Here is an 11898-nt window from a genome sequence, read left to right as displayed (position 1 = left end):
GGCAACTATGCATTCGAGGGTTGTTTCGGCTGCGTAGGCAGTTGCGAGCCGGGCGAAAGCGCGCAAGGCATCGAGGCCGTGGCCGCGCGTCGGATCGTAGTGAAACAGCAGCTGTTGTGGGCCGAGTGCCGCCAGCGTGGAGAGGTTCGCCAGCGCCGTCTCGACATCCTCGGGATAGATGATCACGCCGACATCGGGCAGCCTTGCTCCCGCCTCGCCGAGTTCGACTCTGACCGGTTCGCTGGCCACTGCGGCAGCCGGCGCTTTGCCTTCACCTGCGATGCGCAGGCTGATCGTCTGGCGCAGGGGCTGGCCGGCAGGCAGCACATACGGCCACGGCAGCACCAGCGGCCGCACATAGGTCTTGTAGGAGGCGTCCGACCAGTTGCGCTGGTCCTCCATTTCGAAAGTATCGCCTTCCATCCGGCACTCAGCGGTGACACCAGGCCGAATCTGATGGGAGATGGCGCGGATATCCTTGAAAGGCTGCCAGGGGTCGATCAGCTGGGGAAGTTTCGTCGCCACCACGCTGCCGTCTGTGTGCTCGACCATGACCGGGCTACCGGCGAGGTCGGCGATCGGGTGCAGGATACAGAAGCCGCAGCGGTTGGTTTCGAAATCGTTTTCGGGAAGGGCGCTGACGTCGAAGACCAGACGGCCGTCGGCAGAGCCTTTGATGGTGGCGCGGAAGCCGAGCCGGTTTCCATCGGGGGCCAGGCAGCTTGCCGAATAGCTGACCGAAAAAGCGTCGGCACCCTGCTCGATCACCAGGTCCATCAAATTTGGCTCATAGGTGCCCCAGTCGCGGTCACGCACGATATAGGCGATGGCGCGTAGCACTTCGGTGCCGCCATGCCGAATGGTGCGCAGATTGCCGTTGACGAAGTCGGCGCTGAGCGCGCCTGCGCTGAGCCTGACCGGCTCGGCCTCGACCACGCGCGTGCCGTAAAGGAGGAAGGTATCGGCGGTCATTTCACCGAGGCGTCGAGTTGCACCGGTTGCCGGCTCGCGGCCCCAGCATAGGCGGCCTCGACCAGCGCGAACGTCTTGAGATTGTCCGCGCCCGAGGTCGCCGGTTGTACGCCCTTTGCCAGGCAGTCTACCCAGTGCTGCTGGATGGCGACGACGCTTTCCTGGATGTTGTGCCAGGGCCGCGACGCCCAGGCCAGCAGCGGCGGCGAGACGTCGGTGACGGCCGTGCCGCTCTTGCCGGTGACGGTCAGCCGGTATCCCTGCGCCAGCCGGATCGTGCCGTCGCTGCCATCGATCTCGATCAGCGTTTCGGGAAACGGCTCGGTGGCGAGCTTGGTCGCGTAGCTGCAGTCGACCACGGAGGTTGCGCCGCTCTTGTGGTCCATCAGCATGGTCGCCACATCCTCGCCCGCAATGGCGGGATTGATGCGGGCGATTCGTGTCGTGATGGTCGAGACGTCGCCGAGCAGGAAACGGGCGATATCGAGGATATGGATACCGAGGTCCTCGATGATGAAGCGCTTTCCCGTCGCCAGATAGGGCTGACCGGAAAACACGTCATAGGCCGAGCGGAAGGAGATACGCCCGAAGAAGGGTGTGCCGATCTCGCCGCTATCGAGCACGGTCTGCACCGCCTGGATAGGTGACTGCCAGCGAAAATTCTCATGCACCATCAGCGGAACGCCGGCTTCCGCGCATGCCTTGACCATCGCCTTTGCCTCGGCAAGCGTCGGCGCGAACGGCTTCTGGCAGACCACCGGTACGCGGTGGGCGGCCGCCATTTCGACAAGCGGACGATGGCTGGGCGCGGTGGTGGCGATGTCGACGAAATCCAGGCTTTCGCCGGCAAAAAGGTCCGCCGCATCGGTATAGCGCTTCGCAATGCCGAACTGGCCACCGACGATCCGCAACCGTTCCGGGTCACGGTCGCAGATGGCGATGATCGAGGCGCCCGCTATGTCGCGCCAGGCATGCATCTGGTTGACGGCAAAGAAGCCGCAGCCGATCAGCGCTCCCCGCAGTTCCGCCATGCTCAGCCTGCCTTTGCCATCTGCATCAAGGTGACACGTTGCTGAAGCCGGCGCTGTGCCTGGTCGACGACGACGGCGACGATGATGACGAGGCCCTTGATCACCATCTGCCAGAACGAACTCACGCCCATCATCACCAACCCGTCCGAAAGGATGCCGATGACGAAGGCGCCGACGATGGTGCCGCCGATCGTACCGCGGCCGCCCGACATCGAAGTGCCGCCAAGCACCGCCGCCGCAATGGCGTTGAGCTCGAAGCTTTCGCCCGTCGCCGGATGCGAGGCCATCAGCTCGGACGAGATGATCAGGCCGACGATCGCCGCGCAGAAACCGGAGAACATATAGACGAACATCTTGACCATGTTGACCCGGACGCCCGAAATCCGCGACGCCCGTTCATTGCCGCCGACGGCGAAGATATGGCGACCGAGTGGCGTGTACTTGGCGAGATAGGCGGCTCCCAGTGCAACGACGATGAGGATCCAGATCGCCACCGGCAGGCCAAGCAGCCGACCGGCCCCGAGGAAGCCGAAGCCGGTGGTGCCAAGCTCCGGCTTGCCGACGAGGTTGGGAAAGGTGCGGCCATCCGACGACAGCAGCGCCAGGCCGCGCGCGACATAGAGCACGCCGAGCGTGGCGATGAACGGCGCGACGTTTAGCCTGGTGATCAGCAAGCCGTTGACGGCGCCGATCAATATGCCGACGGCAAGCGTGATCAGCGCGATCTCAAAGACGTTGAAATAGATGGTGTAGCCGATCTGCAGGTCGATGCCGTTGAGCACGAGATACCCGGCCACCATACCGCACAGGCCGACGATCGAACCGACCGAAAGGTCGATGCCGCCGGTGATGATGACGAAGGTCATGCCCATCGCCAGGAACGCATTCAGCGCCACGTGCTTCGACATCAGGATCAGATTGGCGGTCGACAGGAAATTCGGCGCCGCGATCGAGAAGAAGATCAGCACGGCGATCAGCGCAATGAAGGTCCTGAGCTTCATAACTGTCAGCAGCACCGAGCCGCTGGAAGCGGAGGGAGCGGCCGCTTTGGCTGGGATGTCAGTCATGGGCGGTGCTCTCCGTATGTGGGGCTGGTCCGTGGCCAAGCGCCGATGCGGAGACAAGGGCTGCCTCCGTCGCCTCGGAGCGATCGAACATGCCCGTCAGTTTTCCGTTGCTCATCACCGCAATGCGGTCTGACAGCGCCATCACCTCATCGAGATCCGAGGTGGCGAAGAGAATGCCCAATCCATCGCGCGACAGTTTGCGCATCGTGCGGAAGACGTCGGCCTTGGCGCCGACATCGATGCCTCGGCTGGGCTCGTCCATCAACAGCACCTTGGGTTCGGTGAGCAGCGCCTTGCCGATCACCACCTTCTGCTGGTTGCCGCCCGACAGCGACGACACCTCTTGCGCCGGGTCGGCGACCCTGATCGCCAACTCCCGCACCACCTGCGTCACCGCCTGCCTTTCGTCGGCACCACGGATGTGGAACAGGCGGGCAAAGCGCGACAGGCTGGCCAGCGTCAAATTGCTGGCGACCGAAAGGATCGAGACAAGCCCTTCGCGCTGGCGATCCTCGGGGATCAGCGCCAGCCCGCGCCGGATGCGCCGCGTCGTATCGCGCTCCTTGACCTTTCTACCGCCAATGAAGATGTCGCCGGTCGAATGGCCGTGGCGGCCCATGATACAGTCGAACAGTTCGCTGCGCCCGGCGCCCATCAAGCCGTATATGCCGAGGATCTCGCCGGCACGCAGCGACAACGAGACATGGTCGACGGCAAGTCCGCCGGTGGCACGAGGCAGGCAGATCTCCTCGGCACGAAAAATCTCTTCGCCCGGAAGATGGCCGTCGGCCTTGGCGAAGTCCTTGGCGTCGGAGCCGATCATCTGGCGAACGATCCACTGCGTGTCGACGTTCTTCATCTCTTCCTGGCCGGTGATGCGGCCGTCACGCAGCACGGTGATGTAGTCGCCGATGCGGATCAGCTCTTCGAGCCGGTGCGAAATGTAGACGATGGCCACGCCGCGCGCCTTGAGGTCGGCGATCACCTTGAACAGGATCTCGACTTCCGCAGCACTCAGCGCCGAGGTCGGTTCGTCCATGATCAGGATGCGCGCGTCGAGCGAAACCGCCTTGGCGATCTCGACCAGTTGCTGCTGGCCGATACGCAGATCCTCGACCAGCATGTCGGGCCGGATGCCGGCCTGCAGGCGTTCCAGAAATTCCGCAGCGCGGTTTTCCTGTTGCGCGTGGTCGATTTTGCCGAAGCGGTTGGTGATTTCCCGGGTGGCGAAAATATTCTCGGCGACGCTCATATTGCCGAACAGGTTCAGCTCCTGGAACACCATGCCGATGCCACGGTTCACCGCGTCACCGGATGACGAGAAGGAAACCTCTTCGCCTTCCAGCAGGATGCGGCCGGCGGTCGGCCGTTCGACACCGGCGATGATCTTCATCAGCGTCGACTTGCCGGCGCCGTTTTCGCCGACCAGCACGTTGACCGCGCCCTTGCGCACCTCGAAATTGGCGCGCTTGACCGCAACGGTGCCGGAATAGACCTTGGAGACGTCCTCGAGCTTCAGAATGATTTCGCGCTCCGCGATCGCGCTCATGGCTTCGGCCCGATCTCTGCCTCCGCCGGCGTCACCAGCGGCAGGTCCTGGCCGCTCCCCAGCGTATAGGCGCCGAGCACCTTGGCACTGCGGCCTTCCAGCGCCTCGCGCGGCAGCTCGGAAAGCACCGTCTTGTCGGCATAAGCGTTGAAAGCCTTGCCGAACTGGGCGAAGTCGATCTGGTTGGTGAAGTCGTTGAACTGGATGAAGTCCAGGCTGTCGCGCAGCGCGGTACCGCGCACCGCCGGTCCGATCTGCACCCGTGCATCGGCTTTGCCGTCGCCGTCGACATCGACGTCGACCGTTGCCGCACGCGACTGTGTGTTGGCCGCGATAATCTTGCCTTCCAGCCGAACCGCGAAAGTCCAAGGCGAATTCGCCTGCTTGTTCGCATTGCCGTATTTGGCGCCGGCAGCCGCTGGGTCGGTTGTCGCCAGGGTGTGAACCTGCGCAAACGCTCCGGCTTTCTGCTGGAGATAGGGCACGACCTTTGCCGCCCATATCTCTTCGACCATCTGGTCTGGATTGAAGGTGGCAGCGTTGTTGCCGTCGTCCGATTTCGTCGGCAGGATCTTGCAGCCGGTCAGGCTGATGCCGACCATCACGGTAAGGATCGGCCAGTTCGGCTTGGTGTTCAGCATGGCGGCCTGTCGTTCAGCATCGTGGGCGGCCCACGGAAAATGGCGGCGAGGGGCGATCCTGGGTTCGCCCCTCGCTATTCAAATCACGCTGGCTCAGTTCGTCAGCGCGAAGGTCTCCAGCTTGGCGGCATTGTCGCCATTGACCAGAACGCAGTCCATCAATTGCTTTTCCTTGGCCGGCGACTTCTTGTTCTTGATGAAGTCGTTGGCCTGCTCGACCGCCATCTGCGCCTGCGCGAAGGCGGGCTGCAGCACCGTTGCCTTGATGCCGCCCGAGGTGATGGAGTCGCGAACATCGTTCGATCCGTCGAAGCCGACGACGATGACATCCTTGCGGTTCGCCGCGGCAAGTGCCGCATAGGCGCCCATCGCCATCGTATCGTTGCCGGAGATCACGCCCTTGATGTTGGGGTTGGCCTGCAGGATCGATTCCATCTTGGAATAGGCTTCCGTCTGGCTCCAGTTGGCCGACTGCTGGGCGACCATCTTCAGGTCCGGATAGTCGTCGATGACGTCGTGATAGCCCTTGGAACGAATGCCGGCATTGGTGTCGGATTCCTTGCCGACCAGCTCGACGAAATTGCCCTTCTCACCCATCAGCTTGACGAATTCCTGCGCGCCGAGCTGGGCGCCCTGGTAGTTGTTGGAGACGATCTGCGCGACGGCAACGCCGGTGGCGTTGATCTCGCGGTCGATCAGGAAGGACGGAATGCCTGCGTCCTTGGCTTTCTGTACCGCGGCGACGGTGGCGTCGGCGCCGGCATTGTCGAGGATGATCGCCTTGGCGCCGCGGCCGATCGCGGTGTCGATCAGCTCGGACTGCTTGTTGGCGTCGTCGTCATGGACCAGCACCAGCGCCTCGTAGCCGAGTTCCTTGGCCTTGGCTTCGGCGCCGACGGCTTCCGCCTTGAAGAACGGATTGTCGTGCGAGGGCGTGATGATGGCGATGAGATCCGCCGCGTAGGCGGGCACGGTCGTGCCAAGCGCCAGCATGCCGGCGAAAGCCGCAAGCGTCATTCTTCGTGTAAGTTTCATGAAGTCCTCCCGTTTGAAAAATTGCCTTGGTTACCCAAAGCATCTGTCGGCATCCGAATTCGTCAGGCGGCGCGGGCGGCGGATCGCTTTTGGGCTAAAGAGCCGTTTGCCGGCTTCCCCTCCACGGATCGTTGCTCCCCAGCCATCCTCCACTCGCCCAGGCATCGTACTCCTGCGAAAACCCTGTCAATCCGAGCCATGAACAGCTAAGCCAACTGGTATGATGAGTCAACCACGAATTCAGGTGATATGTACCTGATGAGCTACGATGCCGAGCGTCGGCAGCGGTACGGCGACGCGTCACGGCGCTGCGGCAGCGCCTCTCCTCTTCAGGTGATACGCTGAATGCTGGCGGCGATCTCTTCCGGCTCGAACACGCGCTTCCAGTCGTCCCGCATCAGCACCGGCTTGCCGAACTCGATCGCCTTGTTGCAGGCATCCGAGAAAACGCCCTTGGTCTCGCCGAAAATGACGGCGCCCAGCACGTTCATATGGCCGAGCAGGAAGTCGAGCGCCGCCTGCTGGTCGACGCCGCGTGCCACGACCTCGTCGACGGCTTCCTTCATGACCACCAGCAACGAGGCGCACACCGTCTCCGAAAGCCCGGGTTCCAGCAGCGCCATCTGTTCGACGCTGACGCGGTGCGAACGCATGACCGGCGCCCAGATGATCTTCGCGATCGCCTCGCCCTTGGCGTAATCCTCTTCCGGCCCCTGCATCAAGGCGCTGACCATATGCTGCTTGGCCTTGACGCCGCCGAAATAGTCCTTCTTTGCCGCCATATCTGTTTCGTCGTTGAAGATCGGCGGATGGCAGGGGTGGGTGACGAAATAGGTGAGGTCCGGTCGATTCGGCAGGTGGCCGGCGAAGGGTGCCGCCGCGTCGAGCACCACCACCATGGTGCCCGGCGCCAGCTTGCTCTCGATGCTGGTCGCCACCTTGCCGATATGCGTGTCGGGAACGGCCAGGATCACCACATCGGCGCCCTTGAGCGCTTCGTCGGCGCTGACAGTATCGAAACCCAGCCCGGTCTTCAGCCGTTCGCGGCCGGCATCGCTGACCTCGACATGGCGTATTGTGTAGGGCGACCCGCGAAAATTGGTCGACAGGCGGTAGCCCATTTTCCCACCGGCACCGAACAGCGCAATCGTTGTCATTTGGTCACTACTCCTGATCTCAGCGGACGGTATCGCCCGTCGTCAACTGATCAACTGGTATAATCACGCTACCAGATTTTGGCAATCCGATAATGACAATGAGGATGCGGGTCATGTGCTTCGCCGCGTCATCGGCTGCCGCCCTCAAGCACGAGAACCATGGATGACGCGCTCGGGATATGACCTCTAGATCACCAGAAGAAGCCCGCGCTTGCCCGCTGAGTGCGCATGAGCGCTGCTCTGCCATCCCCAGAAATAGGAGGCATGTGATAAGCGGTCGGAGGTCGGGCCGGGCGCTACTTCAAAAGATCGACCAGCATGTCGAAAGCCGCATCGATATCGCCGCGAACTGCCGCCTGAACTGCCTGCTCGTTTCGGTCGCGCAGGGCCGCAAACATCTGTTGATGGTATGTGTTCGCGGTCGAGTAGGATCCATGCAGCATATTGAAATAGGGGCTGATCTGCAGCCACAGATCCTTGATGATCTTGAGCAGGGTTTCGGATCCCGCTGCTCGGTAGATTGCGAAGTGGAAGGTATAATTCGCCCTGAGATAGGCCTTTACGTCGTCCGCGCCATTCGCTCGTTCCAGTGAGTCCAGATCGCGCGCGAAAATCGCAAGGTCCGCCTCGCTGCGGTTCTGTGAGGCCCAGCCGGCGGCGATGGCCTCTATCTCAAAACGTACATTGCGCAAATCGGTGAGCCGCTCGCGGCTGAGCGCCGGAATACCAATGGAGCGCCCGGATACTACCGTCAGCGCGTTGGCTGCCGTCAGGCGCCGCAGCGCTTCCCTGACCGGCATCGGACTGACGCCAAAGGCGTCGGCGAGGCTCTGAACCGTGACCATCTCGCCCGGCACGATGCTGCCGTCGAGGATCAACTCGGTGACCTGATTGTAGACCCGGTCCTGCAGAGTTTCCTTGGACAGTGGAATGATCTCGACACCAGGCTTCCTGAACGCCGATCCAGCCATCTCCTGTCAACCTTCCCGCCTGAGGGCGACACCTGCTTGTGTGGTCGTGTCGGAATGCAAGGTTCGTGGTGCCACGTCAAGCGGCTGACACGGCCGGTTTTGATATAAACGATTTCATCATTGATATTTGATCAAATCATGATACGGTCGCTGGCATCGAATGACAAGGGTTTACGTTTTGTGCCCTTGGGAGGCATTCGGTCGTTCTGTTTGGGAGGAGTTCCACATGGGTATCGGATCGAAAGTCCGGCGGCTCGCGCTGCTGGCCGGCATGGCTGCGTGCGCCTTCGGCCTGTCCGCCGCGCAGGCCGCCGAGAAGCACAAGATCTTTCTCAGCATGAGCTACATCGGCAATGATTGGCAGGCGGAGGCGGCCAACATGGTCAAGGCCATGGCCGCTCATAAGAGCCTGGCCGACAAGGTCGACCTGCAGGTCCAGGTCGCTGGCCCCAACGCGCAACGCCAGATTCAGCAGATCAACGCAATGGTGCAAAGCGGCGCCGAAGCCATCGTCGTGTATCCGATCTCGCCGACCGCGCTCAACCAGGTCGTCAAGAATGCCTGCGACAAGGGCGTGAAGGTCTTTGCGTACGACGCCGAGATCACCGAGCCTTGCGCCTACAACGTCCACATAGACCAGCTGGAAGCGGGCAGGGTGACCGCCGAATGGCTGGTCAAGAAGCTCAACGGCAAGGGCAACATCATCGCCATCACGGGCGTCCCGGGAACATCCGTTGACGATCAGCGGACAAAGGCCGCCAAGGAAGTCTTCGCCAAGTATCCTGATATCAAGATCGTCGGCGAGGCTGTCGGCATGTGGAGCCAGGCGGTCGCCCGCACCGAACTTTCGAAAATCCTGGCCACCCGCAATTGGGACGACATCAACGGACTGTGGATGCAGGTCGGCTGCTTCACCGCCAACTCGATGCAGCTCGAGGCTGGCAAGAAGACCAGCGAACTCCTGCCTTGCGCCGGCGAAGGTTCCAATGGCGGCCGCATCCAGATGCTGCCGGAGGGCACCGAAGTCGAAGGTGCCGCTCCTCCTTATGCACCGGCGGGCGCACAACGCATTTCCTATGCCTCGCCGCCTTATTCGGGTGCGCTGGCGCTGAAGCTTGCCGTCGAGGCGATCGAAGGCAAGGACGTGCCCAAGACCACCATCCTGCCGCTGCCGGTCGTTACCAATGAGACGATCAAGCTGTGCGACGAAGGCACATGGGCGGAGATGAAGGCCGGCTGCAACGCCTTCAAGCCGTCGCTGGTCTCCAATCCGGGCTGGTTTGCCTCGATCTTCTCGGACCAGACACCCGAGGTCGGCCTTAATGCTGCCCTCGTCGGACAACCGGAGAACTAAGCCTCCCAAGGCCCGTGTGACGATGCACGGACAACTGTCCGTGCGTCGTCAATCCATGCCAAGCCGGCGATCGAGGACAATGACAGAACACTCCGAGCTCCCCGCCATCGAGATCGACGGCATCAGCAAGGCGTTCGGCCCGACCGTCGCGCTGGACGGCGTGTCGTTTGCGATCGCGCCCGGCAGTGTCCATGCCCTGCTCGGTGAAAACGGAGCCGGCAAGTCGACACTGGTGAAGCTGCTGTCCGGGCTGGTCCGGCCGAGCCAAGGCCATGTCCGTGTCTTCGGCAAGGAGATCGCTTACGGCGCACCGCGCGCAGCACATGCGCTCGGCATGCAGACAGCATTCCAGGAGATGACCCTGGTGCGCGATCTCTCCGTGCTCGACAACATGCTGCTGCCTTACGCCCCCGTCGGCATCTCCGGCCTGATCCGCCGCGGTGCCGCCCGCAAGGCCGTCCGCCGCCATATCGAAGATCTCGGTTTTTCCGTCGATCTCGATGCCGAGGTGAGCGAGCTCGAGCTTTCGGTGCGCCAGAAGATCGAGATCGCGCGCGCCGTCTACCGCAAGCCGCGCATCCTTTTGCTCGACGAACCGACCTCGACGCTCGCCGGACGCGACGTCGACTGGCTGGGCGACATCATCGCCAGGCTGAAGGCGGCAGGCACCACTATCGTCTTCATCACCCACCGCATGCGCGAGGTCCGCGCTTTGTGCGACACGCTGACGATCCTGAGAAACGGCCGCCACATCGTCACCGCGCCGGTCGCCGATGTCTCGGATGCCGACGTCATCGAAAAGATCATCGGCCGCAGCATCGAGCAGACCTTTCCGCCCAAGCCGGACAGCGCCCAGGCCTTCGGTCCGCCGGTTCTGGGCGTGCGCGACCTCAAGGTCGGGCGCAAGCTCGACGGCGCCGGCTTCGATCTGCGCAAGGGCGAAATCCTCGGCGTCGCCGGGTTGCAAGGCATGGGCCAGCAGGACCTGTTCCTGGCCTGCTTTGGCATGGCCGAGATCGAGCGCGGCCACATCCTCGTCGACGGCCGCAAGGTCTGGCTCGGTTCGCCGGCCGATGCCTTGCGCCCCAACATGGCCATCGGCCTGGTGCCGGAAGACCGCAAATCCGAAGGCCTGTTCCTGAAATTGTCGGGCAGCCAGAACGCCACGCTGCCGGTGATATCGCGCTTCACACGGCTAGGCCTTGTCGACGCGCAAGCCGAGACCCGCTCCGTCGAGGCGGCATTCGCCACTGTCGAGGTCGACCGCCGAGCGCTGTGGACGCGGGCCGGTGCGTTTTCCGGCGGCAACCAGCAGAAGATAGCCATCGCCAAGTGGCTGGTGGCGCAGAGCCGCATCCTGCTGTTGTTCGATCCCACCCGAGGCATCGACGTCGGCACCAAGCACGAGCTTTATGTGATGATGCGAAACTACGTGGCTTCGGGCGGTTCGATCCTGCTGCACTCGACGGAGATCCCCGAACTCGTTCACCAATGCGACAGGGTGCTGGTCCTCTATGACGGGCGCATCGCCGCCGAACTCGAAGGCGACGCTATCACCGAACCGGCCATCATGCGCCCGGCGCTCGGCCATGCCGGGGAAGCCGCCGCATGAGCAGCGCAGCAGCCTCATCCCCTGTTCCCGGCGGCTTCGGACTGCGCCGTGCGCTGATGCGCAATCGCGGCGCGCTGATCGCCGCGGCCGTCCTGGCGATCCTGCTCTTCGTCGTCGACTGGATCAGCGCCGGGCCGCTGACCTATTTCGATGTGTCGTTCCTGTCGAGCGGCGGCGCCACCTCGGCGCTCGCGGCGATCGGCCAGACGATCGTGATCCTGTCGGGCGGCTTCGACCTGTCCGCCGGCGCGGTGATATCGCTCGTCAATGCCGTGCTGGCATCGAGCATGGATCCGATGGCGCCGGGCGCAAGCATCCTCCTGTGGACGGCCGTCGGCATCGGCGTCGGCATGGCGGTGGGCGCCTTCAACGGCTTCTTCATCGCGGTGCTGCGCATGCAGCCGATCGTGGTGACGCTGTCGACCATGTTCATCCTGCAAGGCGTCACGCTGCTGGTGATGGACAAGCCCGGCGGCTTCGTGTCGACCGATCTCGGCACCTTCTATCTC

General features: G+C 62.9%; 9 protein-coding genes and 2 pseudogenes. 3 read left to right on the top strand and 8 right to left on the bottom strand.

The annotated features are described in order from the left end of the window. The 8 genes and pseudogenes from EN925_RS07355 to EN925_RS07315 all read right to left on the bottom strand — a co-directional run. Positions 1-972, bottom strand: a pseudogene (locus EN925_RS07355) (hypothetical protein); the annotation flags it as partial. Continuing rightward, a complete protein-coding gene (locus EN925_RS07350; protein WP_127369348.1) occupies positions 969-2003 on the bottom strand; it encodes a Gfo/Idh/MocA family oxidoreductase in 1035 nt (344 codons plus the stop codon). The gene EN925_RS07350 and the pseudogene EN925_RS07355, both read right to left, overlap by 4 nt. A gap of 2 nt (positions 2004-2005) precedes the next feature. Next, complete coding sequence (locus EN925_RS07345) at positions 2006-3070, bottom strand: ABC transporter permease (RefSeq protein WP_024502456.1); 1065 nt, start codon at positions 3068-3070, stop codon at positions 2006-2008. Continuing rightward, the gene (locus EN925_RS07340) at positions 3063-4619 is read right to left on the bottom strand and encodes a sugar ABC transporter ATP-binding protein (protein WP_127368380.1); all 1557 of its coding nucleotides are present in this window, start codon (positions 4617-4619) and stop codon (positions 3063-3065) included. The genes EN925_RS07345 and EN925_RS07340 overlap by 8 nt, the downstream gene beginning before the upstream one ends. Then, positions 4616-5260 (bottom strand): DUF2291 family protein, encoded by a 645-nt coding sequence (locus EN925_RS07335; protein WP_127368381.1) that lies wholly within the window; start codon positions 5258-5260, stop codon positions 4616-4618. The genes EN925_RS07340 and EN925_RS07335 overlap by 4 nt, the downstream gene beginning before the upstream one ends. 93 nt (positions 5261-5353) lie before the next feature. Further along, a complete protein-coding gene (locus tag EN925_RS07330; protein WP_127368382.1) occupies positions 5354-6295 on the bottom strand; it encodes a D-ribose ABC transporter substrate-binding protein in 942 nt (313 codons plus the stop codon). Between the two features lie 329 nt (positions 6296-6624). Then, positions 6625-7452, bottom strand: a complete 828-nt coding sequence (locus tag EN925_RS07325) for a phosphogluconate dehydrogenase C-terminal domain-containing protein (protein WP_063167523.1) — start codon at positions 7450-7452, stop codon at positions 6625-6627. A 296-nt stretch (positions 7453-7748) separates the two neighbouring features. After that, positions 7749-8423, bottom strand: a complete 675-nt coding sequence (locus EN925_RS07315; RefSeq protein WP_127368383.1) for a GntR family transcriptional regulator — start codon at positions 8421-8423, stop codon at positions 7749-7751. A 226-nt stretch (positions 8424-8649) separates the two neighbouring features. Here EN925_RS07315 and EN925_RS07310 point away from each other — a divergent pair, with 226 nt between their 5' ends. The 3 genes and pseudogenes from EN925_RS07310 to EN925_RS07300 form a co-directional block, all read left to right on the top strand. Beyond that, entirely contained in the window at positions 8650-9777 is a 1128-nt protein-coding gene (locus tag EN925_RS07310) for a sugar ABC transporter substrate-binding protein (protein WP_013533052.1), read from the top strand. Between the two features lie 79 nt (positions 9778-9856). Next, entirely contained in the window at positions 9857-11389 is a 1533-nt protein-coding gene (locus EN925_RS07305) for a sugar ABC transporter ATP-binding protein (RefSeq protein ID WP_013533051.1), read from the top strand. Continuing rightward, positions 11386-11898 (top strand): annotated as a pseudogene (locus EN925_RS07300) (ABC transporter permease); the annotation flags it as partial. The gene EN925_RS07305 and the pseudogene EN925_RS07300, both read left to right, overlap by 4 nt.

It is taken from the genome of Mesorhizobium sp. M7A.F.Ca.US.006.04.2.1 (assembly GCF_004022915.1).
Taxonomy (GTDB): Bacteria; Pseudomonadota; Alphaproteobacteria; order Rhizobiales; family Rhizobiaceae; genus Mesorhizobium; species Mesorhizobium ciceri.
The sequence above is the reverse complement of the archived record's forward strand: the minus strand, read 5'-3'. Positions and strand labels throughout refer to the sequence as shown.